The following is a 16,933-nucleotide window of genomic DNA, read 5'->3' as shown; positions in this document are numbered from 1 at the left end:
CGTATGGCGGGTCCTCGGATGATTACCCGGTGAATTCGAGTCTAACGCAAACGCGAATCATTCGCATATCGAAGCGACTACACAGGGCGTCGATCCGCCCCCAGCTCGACGACGCTCTCCCCCGTCCGCCGATGACCCTGGTTCTGGGTGGCGTCGCGGATCTCACCGATCAACTGCTCGATCACGTCCTCAAGGAACAACACCCCGTGGGTTGCGCCGTCGGGACCGAGGACCCGTGCCAGGTGTGACCCGGTGCGCTGCATGGTGCTCAGCGCGGTCTCGATTTCGTCATCCAGGGACAGGTTCGCCAGCGTGCGCACCTTGTTCTCAGTAATCGGCTTCGAGTACATCTCCTCCGAGATGGACATGATGTCCTTGAGGTGCATGTAGCCGGTGAGGACATCGTTCTCGTCCATCAATACGAACCGGGAGAACCCTGTCCTGCCGACCGTCTTCTCAAACTCGGCAGGGGTGGAATCGGTCCGCACGCTGACCAGTTCCTCCAGGGGGACCATGACGGTGCCGGCTGTCTGACCAGAGAACTCGAGCGCACCGGAGATCAGCCCTGAGCCGTCGTCGACCAGTCCGTGCCGGGTGGACTCCTGAACGATTGATTGCACCTCCTCCAGGGTGAAGGACGAGGTCACCTCGTCCTTCGGCTCCACTCTCATGGCCCGCAGGATGTGGTTGGCCAGCCAGTTCAGCGAGCCGATGATCGGGTTCACGATGCGTGCGATCATCACCAGCGGCGGGGCCAGCAGCAGGGCCGCCTTGTCGGCGACCGACACCGAAATGTTCTTCGGAACCATCTCACCGAACGTCACATGCAGGAAGGTCACCACGAGCAGGGCGATCGCAAACGCGATAATGTCGGCCGGTCCCGCAGGGATTCCCACCGTCTCCAGTGGAACCACCAAGAGGTGGTGGATTGCGGGTTCAGCCACCTGCAGGATGAGCAGTGAGCACACGGTGATACCGAGCTGCGCACAGGCCAGCATCAGCGAGACGTGTTCCATTGCCCACAGGGTGGTTTTCGCCCGCTTGGAGCCCGCGTCTGCGAGCGGTTCGATCTGGCTGCGACGGGCAGACATCACGGCGAACTCGGCGCCGACGAAAAAGGCATTGCCAATCAGCAGGACAACTAGCCATACGATTCCGGCCCAGTCGCTCATCGTCGGCCTTCCGTTACTGCGGCGGTCGCTCCGCTGGTGTCATCTGCTGGTTGTCGGGGGATGAAGCTGACCCGGTCGATCCGGCGCCCATCCATGCGTTCCACTTCGAGGAGCCCACCCCGGACGTCGACCCGGTCACCGGGGACTGCAATCCGCCCCAGCTCGGCCATGATGTACCCAGCGACAGTCTCGTACCCTGCCTCATCCGGCACCGCAAGGTGCGGGATTTGGTCAGTAACCTCGTCGGGACGCATCAGCCCGGGAAAGAACCAGTTGCCTGAGGCGCTCTGCAGGACTCCCGGCTTGAGCTTGTCGTGTTCATCGGCGACCTCGCCGACGATTTCCTCAACCAGGTCCTCCAGGGTGACCACGCCAGCGGTGCCGCCGTATTCGTCCAGGACTACGGCGAGTTGGAGGTTCGCCTCCCGCAGCTCGGCGAGAAGCGAATCCAGGTGGACCGTCTCAGGCACCCGCAGCATCTCGGTCATGATGGTTCCGGCGGGGAGACCTGCCCGCTTGCTGCGGGGGACGGCCACTGCCTTCTTGACGTGTACCACGCCCCGGATGTCATCGGGAGAGTCGGCAATCAGCGGGAACCGGGAGAACCCGGTCCGGCGGGCGAGGTCGACGACGTCGGCCACGGTTTGATCAGAGTCAATGGTTTCCATCCGGATCCGTGGCGTCATCACGTCTGCGGCGGTGCGTTCCGAGAAACTGAACGTGCGCGCCAGAAAATTTGCGGTACCGGCGTCAAGGGTGCCCATCTCGGCGGATCGGCGGACCAACGAGGACAACTCCGAGGGGGTGCGGGCACCGGAGATCTCCTCCTTCGCCTCCAGTCCAAAGAGGTTGAGGACACGGTTCGAGAAGCCGTTGAGGACAACGATCGCAGGTTTGAAGACACCGGTGAAGATCAGCTGTGGCCGTGCCAGGAGTTTGCCGATCTTGAAGGGAAGCGCGATCGCGAGGTTCTTCGGGACCAGCTCGCCGATCAGCATCGATAACAGGGTGGCGAGGGTCATTGCGATCACCAGGGAAACGGTGGCCAGAATCGCGTCGGGGACCCCGATCGATGTCAGGGGCCCCTGAATCAGTCGTCCAACCGAGGGCTCCATCACGTACCCGGTCAGCAAGGTGGTGAGGGTGATGCCCAGCTGACAGCTGGACAGCTGGGTCGAGAGTGACTTCAGGCACTTGAGGAGGGGCACGGCGCCCTTGTCCCCGTTATCCACGGCTCGCTGCACGTAGGTCTGATCAAGTGCGACGAGGGAGAATTCCACGGCGACAAAGAACCCGGTGCCGAGGATGAGCAGCAGGCCTGCTACGAGGAAATAGATCTCCATGGTGCCGTCACCGCCGCCCGGGCGGTATGGCCCTGATCGCTAAGGGAACACTGTGGATGATCGGGTAGCCCCGGTCTAGAGGGCTCCGATAGCGGCTCGGTGGAGCTTGCCGCCGAGAAACCGGCCCTGTTGGGCTCGCTCTCAGTGGGGCTCAGAAGTGCCGGTAGGTGGTGATGGGGGTAAGTGCGGGGGCTGCCGGCGCTTCTCGATCGTGCTGCGGAGATTCGCTGCGCACGCATCGCGGGCCGGCCCCTAGAGGAACTGTCCATAAGAGTTTCAGTTTACATCAGGGACCGGGCCACACCAGTCCCTCCTACCAGCTCTGTGGCAGCGGCCTGCCCTCTTCATAGCCAGCCGCCGACTGAACACCCACCACTGCGTTTTCCCGGAACTCGGCGAGGCTGCGTGCGCCAGCGTAGGTCATCGAGCTGCGCAACCCGGCGGTGATCATGTCCAACAGGTCCTCCACACCGGGCCGCGCCGGGTCGAGGTACATTTTCGACGTCGAGATCCCCTCTTCGAAGAGGCCCTTCCGTGCCCGCGCGAACACGTCGTCGCGCTGGGTCCGGTTCTGGACGGCCCGCGCCGAAGCCATGCCGAAGCTCTCCTTATACTGTCGGCCGCTGCTGTCGGTCTGCAGATCACCCGGGCTCTCATAGGTGCCAGCGAACCACGAGCCGATCATCACCTGGCTGGCACCGGCTGCCAGGGCCAGGGCGACGTCGCGGGGGTACCGCACGCCCCCGTCGGCCCACACCTGGGCACCCAGCGCACGCGCCGCCTCGGCGCACTCCTGGACTGCCGAAAACTGGGGACGCCCGACGGCGGTCATCATCCGGGTGGTGCACATGGCGCCCGGCCCCACCCCCACCTTGACGATGTTGGCGCCAGCCTCAACCAGGTCGCGGACGCCCCCGGCGCTCACCACGTTTCCAGCAACGATCGGCACCGGGCGCGCGAGTCCGTTGGCAACACTGCGGACCACCTTCAGGGCGTCGAGCATCTTGCGCTGATGCCCGTGGGCGGTATCCACCACCAGAACGTCCACACCGGCGTCGAGCAGCGCCGAGGCCTTGGCCTCAACGTCGCCGTTGATGCCGACGGCGGCCGCTACCCGGAGGGCACCCTTCGCGTCGAGCGCCGGCCGGTAGATCGTGGAGCGGAGCGCGCCCTTGCGGGTCAGCACGCCCAGGAGTTCGCCGTCGCGCAGCACGGGGGCCAGGCTGGTGCTGGACGCGTCGAGTTCCTCGAATGCCCGCTGCAGGCCCGCTAAAGGATCTCCCTCGAACCGGGTGGACTCGAAGCTGATGAAGCTGGTGCGCATCACCGATTCCAGCGACGCGAACCGGTCGACGCCCTCGCAGTCGGCGGACCGGACCACTCCGACACAGTGGTTCTGCTCGTTTACCACCATCACTGCCCCGTGGGAGCGCTTGTTGATCAGGTGCAGTGCGTCGATGACGGTGTTGTTCGGCTTCAGCCGCAGCGGTGTCTCGTAGACAGCATCGCGGCTCTTCACCCACTGGGTGACCTCCGCGATCACCTCGGACGGGATGTCCTGCGGCAGCACCGCGAGGCCGCCGCGGCGGGCCACTGTTTCCACCATCCGCCGCCCTGTCACTGCGGTCATGTTGGCGACGACCAGGGGGATGGTGGTGCCCGAGGAATCATCACTGGATAGGTCCACATCGAATCTGGAGACCACTTCGGACGCTGACGGGACCAAAAAGACGTCTGAATAGGTGAGGTCAGTGGCGGGCTGATTGATAAAACGCATGGTGTTGCTCCTGGCTCGGCTTCCCTGAAAGTCTAGGCGGTTGACGCCCAGGGGCACGCACTCTCGTCGGCGCTCCGGCGGTCACCGCCGGAGCGCTCGGAAGCATCACGGAAGGATCCCCGCAGGATTGCCCAGGTGATTGGCTTGTTGCCTCAGACTGTCATTAGACTGACACAGGGTCTGTATACAGTTTTATCTAGCAAGAAAAGGCTGCAGGCTGTTCCCACCGGGCTCAGGGCAAACTTACGGAAGAGGCGTATTACTAGTGCCAGAACAACCCAACCACCGTCTACCTGAAGAATTCGGCGGAAACGAGTGGCTTGTCGACGAGTTATACGAGCAGTTCCAAAAGGACCGGAACTCGGTGGACAAGAAGTGGTGGACACTGTTCGACTCCTTTGCCGCCGATGACTCCAAGTCCGGAAACGGGCGCCCCGCCTCGACCAACAGCGGCTCGAATGACAGTGCTGTCAAGAGCGGCGTCAACAACAGCAGCGGTGAACTCGGCCACAACCCAGCCACCCGCGAACTGCCCGTGGTGAACGCAGAGGGCAGCACCCCCAAGGCATCGGGCGAGTCTCCCGCGAGCTTCGAGGAGTCGGCAAAGCCGCCGGTTCCCAAGGAGACGCACAGCAAGGCCGAGATCAAGGCCGAAGACAAGGCTGACCAGGCTATGGAGGCGGCAGCCAAGGAACGAGCCGAGAAGCCCGTGGCCAAGCAGTCCGAGAGCGCAAAGGCCGAGAAGCCAGCGACGACGCCGATCCCCGCCCAGTTACCGAAGACCGATCGCAGCACCGACATGGATGAGGACACGGTCAAGGTCCTCCGCGGACCGGCCAAGGCGATCGCGACCAACATGGACGCCAGCCTGACCGTTCCGACCGCGACGAGCGTCCGCGCCATCCCGGCGAAGCTGCTCATCGACAATCGGGTGGTCATCAACAACCACCTCGCCCGCGCCCGCGGCGGCAAGGTTTCCTTCACCCACCTCATCGGCTACGCCATCATTCGTGCGCTGGCCCAGTTCCCCTCCCAGAACGTGTACTACGACGTCGTTGACGGCAAGCCCTCGGCGGTGCAGCCCGCGCACGTGAACTTCGGCCTGGCCATCGACATGCCCAAGCCGGATGGCACGCGCTCGTTGGTGGTTCCCAACATCAAGAAGGCCGAGACGATGAACTTCTCGGACTTTTGGCACGCCTACGAGGACCTGGTCAAGAAAGCCCGTGGCGGCAAGCTGGGTGCAGACGACTACGCGGGGACGACCGTATCCCTGACCAACCCTGGCGGGATCGGCACCGTCCATTCGGTGCCCCGACTCTCCAAGGGCCAGGCCTGCATCATCGGTGCCGGCGCCCTGGAGTACCCGGCCGAGTTCCAGGGTTCCAGTGAAAAAACCCTCGCCCGGCACGCAATCAGCAAAACCATCACCCTGACGTCCACCTACGATCACCGCGTGATCCAGGGTGCGGGCAGCGGTGAGTTCCTGCGGATCATCCACCAACTCCTGCTCGGTGAGCAGAACTTCTACGACGAGATCTTCGAGGCCCTGCGGATCCCGTACGAGCCGGTCCGGTGGAGCGCCGACATCCAGGTTGATCCGATGGATGAAATCAACAAGGTTGCCCGCATCCAGCAGCTGATTCACGCCTACCGGGTGCGCGGTCATCTGATGGCCGACACCAACCCGCTGGAGTACGTCCAGCGCAAGCACGCCGACCTCGACGTGCGCACCCACGGCCTGACCCTGTGGGATCTGGACCGGGAGTGGCCCACGGGCGGCTTCGGCGGCAAGCCGATGCTCAAGTTCCGGACCATCCTCGGTGTCCTCCGGGATGCGTACTGCCGCACCACCGGCATCGAGTACATGCACATCCAGGACCCGGAGGAGCGTCAGTGGTTCCAGGATGAGCTGGAACACTCCTACTCCAAGCCCAGCCGTGAAGAGCAGATGCGCGTGCTGCACCAGCTCAACGCCGCCGAGGCTTTTGAGACCTTCCTGCAGACGAAGTTCGTTGGCCAGAAGCGGTTCTCCCTTGAGGGTGGCGAGTCACTGATTCCGCTGCTGGACTCCGTGATTTCGAACGCCGCCGACGACGGCCTCGACGAGGTGGCAATCGGCATGGCACACCGGGGCCGGCTGAACGTCCTGACCAACATCGCTGGCAAGACCTATGGCCAGGTCTTCCGTGAATTCGAGGGCACGCAGGATCCACGGTCGGTACAGGGCTCCGGTGACGTGAAGTACCACCTGGGCACGGAGGGCACCTTCACCTCGGAGAGCGGCAACGAGACCAAGATCTACCTGGCGGCGAACCCGTCCCACCTTGAGGCAGTTGACTCGGTCCTCGAGGGGATCGTTCGGGCCAAGCAGGACCGGCTCGACCAGGGGAACGCGTTCCCCGTGCTACCCATCCAGATCCACGGCGACGCGGCCTTCGCTGGCCAGGGCGTCGTCGCTGAAACCCTGAACCTGTCCCAGCTCCGCGGTTACCGTACCGGTGGCACCATCCACATCATCGTGAACAACCAGGTTGGCTTCACCACCTCCCCCACCTCGTCGCGTTCCTCGGTCTACTCGACCGATGTGGCGAAGATGGTGCAGGCGCCGATCTTCCACGTCAACGGAGATGATCCGGAAGCGGTGGTCCGCGTGGGCCAGCTGGCCTACCAGTTCCGCCAGAAGTTCAACAAGGACGTGGTCATCGACATGGTGTGCTACCGCCGCCGTGGACACAACGAGGGCGACGACCCGTCGATGACCCAGCCCATGATGTACAACCTCATCGAAGCCAAGCGATCGGTCCGCAAGCTCTACACCGAGGCTCTGATCGGTCGGGGCGACATCAGCCAGGATGAGGCCGAGCAGGCTCTGAAGGATTACCAGGAGCGTCTGGAACGGGTGTTCGCTGAGACACACGCGGCCCAGACGTCACCGATCCCCATCGTGACCAAGGATGCTGCGGCCGTGTCGGATATCGAGCGGCCCATCGCCCAGCAGTCCGATACCGGGGTCGGGGCGCCAGCCAGCACCGCGATCACCGCCGAGACCCTCGCCCACATCGGCAAGGTTCATACGGCAATTCCCGAGAACTTCACTGTGCACCCGAAGCTGAAGGCGCTGCTGGACAAGCGCGAGCAGATGTCGCGTGAGGGTGGCATCGACTGGGGCTTCGGCGAGCTCGCCGCCTTCGGGTCGTTGCTGATGGAAGGCGTCCCCGTCCGTCTGGCCGGGCAGGATTCCCGTCGCGGGACGTTCGTCCAACGGCATGCCGTTTTCCACGACCGGGCGACCGGCGAGGAATGGTTGCCCCTCGACGACCTGAGTGAGGCCCAGGCGAAGTTCTGGATCTACGATTCGCTGCTGTCGGAATACGCGGCGATGGGCTTCGAATACGGCTATTCGGTCGAACGCCCCGACGCGCTCGTCCTGTGGGAGGCCCAGTTCGGTGACTTCGTCAACGGTGCCCAGACGATCATCGACGAGTTCATCAGCTCCGCAGAACAGAAGTGGGGCCAGCGCTCGTCCCTGGTACTGATGCTGCCTCACGGTTACGAGGGCCAGGGCCCCGACCACTCGTCGGCCCGCATTGAACGGTTCCTGCAGATGTGCGCTGAGGACAACATGGTGGTGGCCAACCCCACCACCGCCGCGTCGCACTTCCACCTCCTGCGCCGTCAGGCCTACACCCGGCCCCGCAAACCGTTGATCATCTTCACCCCAAAGCAACTGCTTCGGCTGAAGGCGGCCGCGAGCTCGGTGGAGGACTTCACCACCGGCGGTTTCCTGCCGGTCATCCCGGACAAGCAGGAACTCAACGCCAACGACGTCGACCACGTCATCCTCGTCTCCGGACGCCTGTACTACGATCTGCTGGCCGCCCGCCAGAAGACCGAAGACCAGAAGACGGCAATCATCCGGGTGGAGCAGCTGGCGCCGCTCCCGGTTGATGACATCCTGGCGGCTGTCGGCAAGTACCCGAATGCCGACGTGGTGTGGGCCCAGGACGAACCAGCGAACCAGGGGCCATGGCCGTTCATCGGCCTGAACCTGCCTGAGCACCTGGACCGGCCCCTGCGGCTGGCATCCCGTCCGGCCTCGGCATCGACTGCGACAGGTTCGGCCAAGCGCCACGCCGTGGAGCAGGAGATTCTGGTCAAGAAGGCGTTCGAACGCAACTAGCAGCTGACCAGCTGCCGGGTACGTATGATGTTGGGTGGGGTGCCGGGCACCCCACCCAACTCCAGTTTCAGACTGGATCTTTACACTGGGTTCGAAACGCGGACCGCAGTAGCGCAATCGATGAGTGGACAAAGGTAACCAACCAGTGGAACAACGCAGAATCCGGCTCGCAGCCGTAGGTGACGAACTGCTCGCAGGCCTGGGCGACCCTCGTGCGCTCGGCTGGTTCGGCCGAGTGCTGGCCCGGACAGCTCCCAACGGCGTCTCCCTTCAGGCGTTTACCCTTGCGGCGCCCGAGGAGGGCACCGAAGCCCTCGCCAACCGTTGGCAGCAGGAGACCGGTCGGCGGTTCGACAACGGATTCGAGAACCGGCTGGTGATCGGCCTGTCCGACCGGGACCTGGACCTGGACCTGTCCACCGCGCGCAGCCGCCTCAATCTTGCCAACATCCTGGATGGCGCAGCCCAGATGAGCGTCAAGGTGCTCGTGGTAGGTCCTCCCCCGGGGCTCGACCCCGAACGGAACCGCCGGCTGGCAGATCTGTCCGCGGCGTACGCGGATGTGACCACACGCCGGAAACACGTCTACGTTGATACCTTTACCCCGTTGCAGGCCCATGAGCAGTGGCGGAGCGATCTGGTAGCGAACGGCGGTGGACCTGGCCAGGCCGGCTACGGACTGATGGCCTGGCTCGTCCTCCACCGTGGCTGGTTCCAGTGGCTGGATGTACCTGCGCCGCAGTAGCTCCCGCGGCCATCATTGAGCCCTGAGGAGCCGATCAGTCAGTGGGTCGGGCAGTCCGTCAAAGTACTGCTCCAGCACCTGGGCAAAGACGTGCTGCTCGGGATCCGCCCGTGAAAACAGGGTCATTGATGATCGTAATTTCTGCGCATCCACCGAGCCGAAGACCCGATCCGCATTGGTCCCGCTGAGGGACAGCAGGATCTGGGCGGCGGCCACTAATCTGGGGCCCAGGACAGGGTGGCGCAGGTAGGCGCCGGCTTCCGCAGTCGACATCACCGCATACCGCTGCGCCGTGGGGCTACGGCCCAGCCCTGCAAGCTGCGGAAAGACAAACCACATCCAGTGGGACTCCTTCCGCCCCGCGGCCAGTTCCGCCATGGCTCGCTCGTAGGTCCCATCGCTGTCCTGCGCCGTGACAAAACGCTGGAGCTCACCCATGGTCATCGGACCTCTTCCCTGCTCAACTCATGGTCCTCTCATTTTCCCTGTGTACGGTGGGGCACTGATTGATTGACCGATCACCCACGATTGATCCACCAGGAACGGACGAATCCCCATGAAGACCTCCCTTTCGAAAAAAGCCTCTGCAGCAGCCTTCATCCTCGCTGCGCTCTTCCTCGTCGGTTGCGATGACACCACCGGTGACAACCAGGACCAGGAACAGCAGCAGGAAGACAGCGGATCGGGCTTCAACAATAATGACGACACTTCAGGCGACGGCGACTCCGGTGACGATTCGGACGACGAGAGCGACGAGAGCGACGACGAATCAGACGGCGGCGACGACGACTAGGGCATCATGCCGGGCGCCCGTTGCTGGGCGATTAATGCGCGAAGACGATTTTCCCGAAGACGTCGCCGTCGGCCATTTTGCGGAAGCCCTTCTCCGCCTCGTCCAGCGGTAACACCTCGTCAATCTCCGGCCGGACGCCTGTCGCGACCAGGAACCGGGTAAGCCGGAGCAGTTCCTCGCGGGTGCCCATGGTGGACCCTAGAACCTGCAACTGCAGAAAAAACACCCGGTTCAGGTCGGCGCTGGGCGCCGGCCCGCTGGTGGCACCGCAGGTCACAACCGCGCCGCCGGGCTTCAGGGCCTTTAGCGAGTGACCCCAGGTGGCCTCGCCCACCGAATCGAAGACGACGTCCACGCGTTCGGGGAGGCGCGCGCCGTCGTCAAACACTGCCGCTGCCCCGAGCTCAAGTGCCCGCTCCTGTTTTGCCTTGCTCCGGCTGGTCGCCCAGACCCTGAACCCGGCAGCGCTTGCCATCGCGATGAGTGCTGTTGCGACGCCGCCGCCGGCCCCCTGCACCAGAATGGTGGATCCGGGCGCGGCGGGGGACACGGTGAACAGCATCCGGTAGGCGGTGAGCCATGACGTGGGCAGGCAGGCCGCCTCCTCGAAACTCAGCTCGGCTGGCTTGGGGACCAGATTGCGTTCCGGCACCCACACCACATCGGCCATGGCACCAGGCAACTTCTCGGACAGCAGGGTACGGCGTGGATCGAGGGTTTCGTCGCCTTCCCAGCCCGGCGAGGAAATGACCCCGTGCACCAGCACCTCGTTGCCATCATCGTCGACGCCGGCAGCGTCGCACCCGAGAATCATCGGCAATTTGTCCTCGCCCAGACCCACCCCACGGAGGGACCACAGGTCATGGTGGTTTAGCGCGGAGGCACGGACGGTCACCTTCCGATACCCCTCTGGGGCCTCACTGACCGGCAAGTCGCCGATCACCAGGCCAGCCAGCGGGTCGTCAGCGGAAAATGAGTCAACGTATACGGCACGGGTCACGTGATGCTCCTTCGGATCGACTGTTATTCCATCCTAGGACTCCCGACCTCCGGGAAGGCCACCTGATTGGACGGTCGGCCTCTGCGAAGTGTGGGAGACTGGATGGTAGTTCAAAATACTTGAGAAGCAAGGAGGCAGCCATGAGCAAGCGAGCACGCAAGAAGCGCGACCGCAAGAAGGGCGGCGCTAACCACGGTAAGCGCCCCAACGCCTGAGCAGTCGGGCTAGCACCATAAGGAGAGCCCCCGCACCGATCATCGGTTGCGGGGGCTCTCCTTTTTTGTCTGGGGCAGGCTGTCTGCCCCAGTGAGCTAGTGCTCTGCGGTCTTGATCTGACTGATCCGGTCCAGGATGCTGGTCTTGAGGGTGGTGGGCGCCACCTCGGTGCAGGATCTCTTGACCACTGAGCGGATGACGCACTCGAGGTCGTGCTCTTCCGCACACTCAGGGCAGTCCTCCAGGTGGTTCTTGATCTCCACCAGATCATCGTGGGACAGCGCCCCATCGAGGTAGTCGTACAAGCGCTCAATCCGGGAATCGGCGCAGTCGCCAAGGCTCTGACAATCGCTCATTTTCCACCCTCCTGTGTCTTTGCCGTGCCGCTGCCCGCCGCTACCTTCGCAGCCCCCAGGCCGCGATCGTGCGCGTACTCGGCAAGCAATTCACGCAACAGCTTGCGCCCACGGTGCAGCCGCGACATTACGGTGCCGATGGGCGTATTCATGATTTCTGATATCTCCTTGTAGGCGTACCCCTCCACATCGGAGAAGTAGACGGCTAACCGGAACTCCTCCGGAATGGCCTGCAGCGCCTGCTTGACGTCTGAATCCGGCAGGTGGTCAAGCGCCTCCACCTCGGCAGACCGCAGACCCGTGGGAGTATGCTCGGCGGCCTTCGCGAGCTGCCAGTCCTCGATCGTGTCCGAGTGGGACTGCAACGGTTCCCGCTGGCGCTTCCGGTACAGGTTGATGTACGTGTTCGTCAGAATGCGGTACAACCAGGCCTTTAGATTGGTGCCGGGTTTGTACTGGTGGAACGCTGAAAAAGCCTTCGTGTAGGCCTCCTGCACCAAATCCTCGGCATCAGCGGGATTGCGTGCCATTCGCATGGCAGCTGAGTACAGCTGATCCACATACTGCATGGCATCTCGCTCGAAGCGAATCTTCCGATCCGCATCCGATTCGGTCGACACATCCAATTGAGCGTCTTCGGCTGGGACGCTGCCCGCCGCGGGTGTTGTATTCATTGAGGAAAAGTCTACGCGCCCGGGCCTCGCTGGCCGCACGGGGTTAACCGTCAACTGGAAGTCGGGCGTCTGTCCGACTATTGCGGCTTGTGCCGTCATGATCCGCCTCTCGTGAGCTTGCAGTTGGTTCTGCCGTACCTATCTGATCTCTGCTGGACATAACCGCTACCCCCGGGTGGTTATTCCTCACCGATCGGCCGCCCCCGATCGGCGATGAGTGCCGCCGTCGTCCCTCTGAGCACCACTTACGGATACCCATATCGCCTTACCACTTTAAAAATGCAAAACTAGAACGCAAGTGCCCAATCAGTCCACAGCCAGGAGGCAATCATGACCCTTGTTCGCGTAGTAGCCCGTCCGATGCTTGCGAGTTCGTTCGTGGTGGCCGGTATTGACCGGCTGCGGAACGCCGAAGCAGCCGGCACACAGCTCCGTCCCACCCTTGACCGGATCACCAAGGCCGTCCCCTCCGCCTCGTCGGTCACCGCCAACGAAAAAGTAGTGGCACAGGCCCTCGGCGCCGCGCAGGTCGGCGCTGCCGCGCTGCTGGGCATCGGACGGTTCTCCCGGGTTGCCGCGCTGGTCCTCGTCGGCACCGCAGGTCTGAACACCCTCGTTGACTACAAGTCGGCCGACTCGTCCACCGCCGAGGCGCGGAAGGCCCGCCGCAACCAGCTCCTGAAGAACGTCTCGCTGCTTGGCGCAGTCCTGCTTGCTTCCGTGGACACGAACGGTCGCCCGGGTCTGGCCTGGCGCGCCGAGCACTTCGCGTCCGATGCCAAGCGCAACGCGAAGGCCCTCAGCCACGACACGCGCAAGAGCGCCAAGTCCATTACCAAGGACACCGAGAAGCAGCTGAAGAAGGCCAACAAGTCCGTCCGCAAGACCGCCACCGATCTGGTGAGCTAGCAAAGACGTGACCCACATGGAACTGTCGCATTGGCCGGCACCCTTCGCCACCTCGCCGGTCAATGCGACAGTTCAGGTTCCCGGCTCCAAATCACTCACCAACCGGTTCCTCGTCCTCGCCGCCCTGGCTGACGGCCCGTCCCGGCTGCGTGCACCACTGATCTCCCGCGACTCCGCGCTGATGGTGAAGGCGCTCACCGCCCTGGGTGCCGGGTTTACCGAGGTGGCCGGAGACGGCGCCTTTGGTCCGGACCTCCTCGTCACCCCGCTGGATCCTGCCGCGACCGGCGACCCTGCCATCGACTGCGGGCTGGCCGGCACCGTGATGCGGTTCGTTCCACCCCTCGCGGCATTGCGCCACGGAACCGCCTCGTTCGATGGTGATCCACACGCCCGCCAGCGTCCGATGGGTGCAGTCATCCAAGCCCTGCGGGGTCTCGGGATCACGGTCGACGACGACGGCGACGGGCAGCTCCCGTTCACGGTCACCGGTACCGGCTCCGTCCCCGGGGGAAAACTGGTGGTGGACGCCAGCGCCTCCTCCCAGTTCATTTCCGCGTTACTTCTGGTCGGCGCCCGGTTCACCGACGGCCTGCACCTTGAACACGTGGGTCCGCCCGTGCCCAGCCTTGACCACATTGCCATGACGGTGCGGGTGCTGCGCGAGGTGGGTGTCGACGTCGACGATTCACTTCCGAACCAGTGGCGTGTCTCCCCCGGCACGATCCGAGCCTTCGACGTCCGGATCGAACAGGACCTCTCCAACGCCGGCCCATTCCTTGCCGCGGCGCTGGTCACCGCCGGCACGGTGCGGATTCCCAACTGGCCCCTGGGTACCACCCAGGTAGGCGATCAGTGGCGTGAGATCCTGGTGCAACTCGGTGCTGAGGTGGTCCTCTCCGACGGGACCCTTTCGGTGACCGGGGGTGCCCGCATCCGTGGAGCACACCTCGCCGACACCAGCGAACTCGCCCCCACCGTCGCGGCACTCTGCGCGCTGGCTGATTCGCCGTCGACCCTGAGCGGGATCGCCCACCTGCGCGGCCACGAGACCGACCGCCTCAAGGCACTGGCGACCGAGATCAACCGTCTGGGTGGAGAAGTAACCGAGACCGCCGACGGGCTGTCGATCAGTCCGGCCCCCCTCCATGGCGGCGTGTTCAGAACCTATGAGGATCACCGGATGGCAACCGCCGGAGCGATTATCGGGTTGGCCACCGAAGGCGTCGAGGTTGAGAACATCGGCACCACAGCCAAGACCATGCCCCAGTTCCCCGAGCTCTGGGCAGACCTCGCGGCGACCGGGCGTCCCTCCGCCGGCGAGCCCCTCCCCACCAGCGGGCGCTGACGTGGCTACCGGCGGCAACCGTGGCGGCGCGCGGTCCTGGGACGAATCCGACATCAGGGTCCGCCCCAACAAGAAGGGCACCCGTCCCCGCACCAAGGACCGGCCAGCCTACGAGGACGCGGTCACCGGACGGATCGTCACCGTCGACCGCGGACGCTACACCGCCGTCGTCGACGAGGATGGCGCCGACGAGCGGATCGTCATTGCCGCCCGGGCCCGCGAGCTGCGGCGCACCCCCGTCGTTGCCGGTGACCTGGTGGCACTGGTAGGTGACCTCACCGGCGGACCCGACGCCCTCGCCAGGCTGGTCCGGGTACAGGAGCGGCGCACGCTGCTCCGGCGCAGCGCCGACGACACCGACCCGGTGGAGCGCGCCGTCGTCGCCAACGCCGACCAGCTGGTCATTGTGGTGGCCGCGGCCAATCCGGAACCGCGCACGGGCTTCATTGACCGGGCGCTGGTCGCGGCGTACGACGCTGGAATCCAGCCGATCCTCTGTGTCACCAAGGCCGACCTCAAGGACCCCAGCGAGTTGCTGGATAACTACCGGCACCTGGACCTCCCGGTGATCATCAGCCGGACCGCCACCGACGACGACGCAGTGGCAAGCACGTCCGACGACGGCCTCTCGGCGCGTCTCCTCGGTGACGCGGTCGGCCAACTGCGCGCTCATCTGGATGGCAGGGTCAGCGTGCTGCTGGGCCACTCGGGGGTCGGTAAATCAACAATGGTCAATGCGTTGACCGGCTCCAACCGGGCCACCGGAGGAGTGAACGCCGTGACCGGCCGGGGCCGTCACACGTCGTCGTCGGCAATCGCACTGAAAGCCGGGGACGCACTGCCGGGTACCTGGATCATCGACACCCCCGGGATCCGTTCGTTCGGCCTGGCCCATGTGGACCCCGACCGGATCCTGCAGGCCTTCCCGGACCTCGAACCCGGCACGGCCGACTGCGCCAGAGGCTGCCGCCACGACCGGACGGCAGTGAAGTGCGGATTGGACCCCTGGGTCCGGGACGGGCTGGCCGGCGGCTCGGGGCCGGTGCGCCTCGCCTCCCTGCGACGGTTGCTCGGCTCCAGCATTCCCGAGGCAAAAGGAAATACCCAGGAAGCCAAAGAGCTCGGCGAACAGTAGACCTGATAGGCTTAAACCAGTTGTGGCGTTGCGCACGTAGTAGCACTGCAACGAGAACCCCGAAGCACGGGGGGATTCTCACACACAAGGAATATGAAAAAAATGGCAACAGGTACAGTCAAATGGTTCAACGCTGAAAAGGGCTTTGGATTCATTGCTCCTGACGACGGCGGCGCGGATGTATTCGCCCACTTCTCGGCAATCAACTCCAGCGGATTCCGCGCGCTCGAAGAGAACCAGAAGGTCAACTTCGAGACCACGCAGGGCCCCAAGGGACCGCAGGCCGAGAACATCACCGTTATCTAGTAACCCAGATACGTAGGCCGCCCCACTGGGCGGTTCTTCCACAGGACACTGACACGGCTTTGAGCCGGCGGTGTCCTGTGGTGTTTAACGGCAGGGCCTCCCGCACTCTGCGGGGTAAGGCGATAGGTTGAAGGTATGAACCACCGCCAAAGTTATAACGATGATCTGCGCCTTGCCCACGTGATGGCCGATTCTGTTGACGACCAGACCATGTCGCGATTCAAGGCTTTGGATCTGGTGGTGGAAACCAAGCCGGACCTTACCCCCGTGACCGATGCCGACAAGGCCGCTGAGGAGTCGATCCGGGGCCAGCTCTCCCGGGCACGCCCCCGCGACGCGGTGCTGGGTGAGGAATTCGGCAGCACCGGCGCCGGATCACGACGCTGGATCATCGACCCTATCGACGGCACCAAGAGCTTTGTGCGCGGCGTCCCTGTCTGGGCCACCCTGATCGCCCTCGTCGACGAGGGACAGCCCGTGGTGGGCCTGGTCAGCGCACCGGCCCTGGGGAAACGCTGGTGGGCGGCCACCGGAACCGGTGCCTACATGGGCAAATCGCTCGCCGCGGCGAGCCGGCTGAAGGTCTCGAATGTCTCCCGGCTGGAAGACGCCTCTCTGTCGTACTCGAGTCTCTCGGGCTGGAAGGAGCGGGGGAACCTGCCTGAGTTCATGTCGCTGACCGAGAAGGTCTGGCGCAGCCGGGCCTACGGCGACTTCTGGTCCTACTGCATGGTCGCCGAGGGTGCTGTCGACATCGCCTGCGAACCCGAGCTGAACCTCTACGACATGGCCGCCCTGGTGCCGATCATCACCGAGGCCGGCGGGCGCTTCACCTCCCTGGAAGGCACCGATGGGCCCTTCGGCGGCAACGCCCTCGCCACCAACAGCACCCTCCACAACGATGTGCTCCAGATCCTGAACCCCGATGTGGATGACCTGCTGTAGGAATCCGTTGTCCGACTGGTCGGGGCTACGC

Annotated in this window: 16 protein-coding genes; 9 read left to right on the top strand and 7 right to left on the bottom strand. The window is 64.2% G+C overall.

The genetic code is table 11. The annotated features are described in order from the left end of the window. Positions 1-77 precede the first annotated feature (77 nt). From H4V95_RS06285 to H4V95_RS06275, 3 genes are all read right to left on the bottom strand, one after another. On the bottom strand, positions 78-1,172 hold the full coding sequence (locus H4V95_RS06285; RefSeq protein ID WP_196865748.1) for a hemolysin family protein: 1,095 nt from the start codon (positions 1,170-1,172) through the stop codon (positions 78-80). Further along, the gene (locus H4V95_RS06280) at positions 1,169-2,515 is read right to left on the bottom strand and encodes a hemolysin family protein (RefSeq protein ID WP_209729435.1); all 1,347 of its coding nucleotides are present in this window, start codon (positions 2,513-2,515) and stop codon (positions 1,169-1,171) included. The genes H4V95_RS06285 and H4V95_RS06280 overlap by 4 nt, the downstream gene beginning before the upstream one ends. Positions 2,516-2,828: 313 nt before the next feature. Then, the gene (locus H4V95_RS06275) at positions 2,829-4,292 is read right to left on the bottom strand and encodes a GuaB1 family IMP dehydrogenase-related protein (protein WP_209729433.1); all 1,464 of its coding nucleotides are present in this window, start codon (positions 4,290-4,292) and stop codon (positions 2,829-2,831) included. 265 nt (positions 4,293-4,557) lie between these two features. On the opposite strand from H4V95_RS06275, the gene H4V95_RS06270 reads away from it, so the two are divergent. After that, the gene (locus H4V95_RS06270; protein ID WP_209729431.1) at positions 4,558-8,475 is read left to right on the top strand and encodes a multifunctional oxoglutarate decarboxylase/oxoglutarate dehydrogenase thiamine pyrophosphate-binding subunit/dihydrolipoyllysine-residue succinyltransferase subunit; all 3,918 of its coding nucleotides are present in this window, start codon (positions 4,558-4,560) and stop codon (positions 8,473-8,475) included. A 145-nt stretch (positions 8,476-8,620) separates the two neighbouring features. After that, positions 8,621-9,220 carry a GDSL-type esterase/lipase family protein gene (locus H4V95_RS06265; protein WP_196865744.1) on the top strand — a complete coding sequence of 200 codons (600 nt, stop codon included), beginning with the start codon at positions 8,621-8,623 and terminating at the stop codon, positions 9,218-9,220. A 12-nt stretch (positions 9,221-9,232) separates the two neighbouring features. On the opposite strand, the gene H4V95_RS06260 is transcribed toward H4V95_RS06265, so the two are convergent. After that, entirely contained in the window at positions 9,233-9,664 is a 432-nt protein-coding gene (locus tag H4V95_RS06260) for a DUF1810 domain-containing protein (RefSeq protein ID WP_209729429.1), read from the bottom strand. 112 nt (positions 9,665-9,776) lie between these two features. Here H4V95_RS06260 and H4V95_RS06255 point away from each other — a divergent pair, with 112 nt between their 5' ends. After that, positions 9,777-10,013 carry a hypothetical protein gene (locus H4V95_RS06255; protein ID WP_209729427.1) on the top strand — a complete coding sequence of 79 codons (237 nt, stop codon included), beginning with the start codon at positions 9,777-9,779 and terminating at the stop codon, positions 10,011-10,013. A 31-nt stretch (positions 10,014-10,044) separates the two neighbouring features. On the opposite strand, the gene H4V95_RS06250 is transcribed toward H4V95_RS06255, so the two are convergent. Beyond that, positions 10,045-11,013 carry a zinc-binding dehydrogenase gene (locus tag H4V95_RS06250; RefSeq protein WP_209729424.1) on the bottom strand — a complete coding sequence of 323 codons (969 nt, stop codon included), beginning with the start codon at positions 11,011-11,013 and terminating at the stop codon, positions 10,045-10,047. Between the two features lie 140 nt (positions 11,014-11,153). Here H4V95_RS06250 and H4V95_RS18905 point away from each other — a divergent pair, with 140 nt between their 5' ends. After that, the gene (locus H4V95_RS18905; protein ID WP_116778527.1) at positions 11,154-11,228 is read left to right on the top strand and encodes a 50S ribosomal protein bL37; all 75 of its coding nucleotides are present in this window, start codon (positions 11,154-11,156) and stop codon (positions 11,226-11,228) included. Positions 11,229-11,324: 96 nt separating this feature from the next. On the opposite strand, the gene rsrA is transcribed toward H4V95_RS18905, so the two are convergent. Together rsrA and H4V95_RS06240 are read right to left on the bottom strand one after the other, a co-directional pair. After that, positions 11,325-11,585 (bottom strand): mycothiol system anti-sigma-R factor, encoded by a 261-nt coding sequence (gene rsrA, locus H4V95_RS06245; RefSeq protein WP_019483104.1) that lies wholly within the window; start codon positions 11,583-11,585, stop codon positions 11,325-11,327. Beyond that, positions 11,582-12,259: a sigma-70 family RNA polymerase sigma factor gene (locus tag H4V95_RS06240; RefSeq protein ID WP_245345599.1), complete on the bottom strand. Its 678-nt coding sequence runs from the start codon at positions 12,257-12,259 to the stop codon at positions 11,582-11,584. The genes rsrA and H4V95_RS06240 overlap by 4 nt, the downstream gene beginning before the upstream one ends. A gap of 330 nt (positions 12,260-12,589) precedes the next feature. On the opposite strand from H4V95_RS06240, the gene H4V95_RS06235 reads away from it, so the two are divergent. From H4V95_RS06235 to hisN, 5 genes are all read left to right on the top strand, one after another. Next, positions 12,590-13,168: a DoxX family protein gene (locus H4V95_RS06235; RefSeq protein WP_209729422.1), complete on the top strand. Its 579-nt coding sequence runs from the start codon at positions 12,590-12,592 to the stop codon at positions 13,166-13,168. 16 nt (positions 13,169-13,184) lie between these two features. Then, a complete protein-coding gene (gene aroA, locus H4V95_RS06230; RefSeq protein WP_209729420.1) occupies positions 13,185-14,516 on the top strand; it encodes a 3-phosphoshikimate 1-carboxyvinyltransferase in 1,332 nt (443 codons plus the stop codon). 1 nt (position 14,517) lies between these two features. Then, positions 14,518-15,651 carry a ribosome small subunit-dependent GTPase A gene (gene rsgA, locus H4V95_RS06225; protein WP_196865739.1) on the top strand — a complete coding sequence of 378 codons (1,134 nt, stop codon included), beginning with the start codon at positions 14,518-14,520 and terminating at the stop codon, positions 15,649-15,651. 102 nt (positions 15,652-15,753) lie between these two features. Beyond that, on the top strand, positions 15,754-15,957 hold the full coding sequence (locus H4V95_RS06220) for a cold-shock protein (RefSeq protein ID WP_019483099.1): 204 nt from the start codon (positions 15,754-15,756) through the stop codon (positions 15,955-15,957). Between the two features lie 135 nt (positions 15,958-16,092). Then, positions 16,093-16,902 carry a histidinol-phosphatase gene (hisN, locus tag H4V95_RS06215; protein ID WP_196865738.1) on the top strand — a complete coding sequence of 270 codons (810 nt, stop codon included), beginning with the start codon at positions 16,093-16,095 and terminating at the stop codon, positions 16,900-16,902. Positions 16,903-16,933: the final 31 nt, after the last annotated feature.

Source organism: Arthrobacter sp. CAN_C5, from assembly GCF_017875735.1.
In the GTDB taxonomy this organism is placed as follows: domain Bacteria; phylum Actinomycetota; class Actinomycetes; order Actinomycetales; family Micrococcaceae; genus Arthrobacter_D.
Note: the sequence above shows the minus strand (reverse complement) of the source record. Positions and strands in the feature narration are given on the sequence as shown.

Coding starts and splice junctions, on each gene's coding strand:
- H4V95_RS06285 (WP_196865748.1), bottom strand. CDS start 1,172: ATGAGCGACTGGGCCGGAATCGTATGGCTAGTTGTCCTGCTGATTGGC.
- H4V95_RS06280 (WP_209729435.1), bottom strand. CDS start 2,515: ATGGAGATCTATTTCCTCGTAGCAGGCCTGCTGCTCATCCTCGGCACC.
- H4V95_RS06275 (WP_209729433.1), bottom strand. CDS start 4,292: ATGCGTTTTATCAATCAGCCCGCCACTGACCTCACCTATTCAGACGTC.
- H4V95_RS06260 (WP_209729429.1), bottom strand. CDS start 9,664: ATGACCATGGGTGAGCTCCAGCGTTTTGTCACGGCGCAGGACAGCGAT.
- H4V95_RS06255 (WP_209729427.1), top strand. CDS start 9,777: ATGAAGACCTCCCTTTCGAAAAAAGCCTCTGCAGCAGCCTTCATCCTC.
- rsrA (WP_019483104.1), bottom strand. CDS start 11,585: ATGAGCGATTGTCAGAGCCTTGGCGACTGCGCCGATTCCCGGATTGAG.
- H4V95_RS06240 (WP_245345599.1), bottom strand. CDS start 12,259: ATGAATACAACACCCGCGGCGGGCAGCGTCCCAGCCGAAGACGCTCAA.
- H4V95_RS06235 (WP_209729422.1), top strand. CDS start 12,590: ATGACCCTTGTTCGCGTAGTAGCCCGTCCGATGCTTGCGAGTTCGTTC.
- aroA (WP_209729420.1), top strand. CDS start 13,185: ATGGAACTGTCGCATTGGCCGGCACCCTTCGCCACCTCGCCGGTCAAT.
- H4V95_RS06220 (WP_019483099.1), top strand. CDS start 15,754: ATGGCAACAGGTACAGTCAAATGGTTCAACGCTGAAAAGGGCTTTGGA.
- hisN (WP_196865738.1), top strand. CDS start 16,093: ATGAACCACCGCCAAAGTTATAACGATGATCTGCGCCTTGCCCACGTG.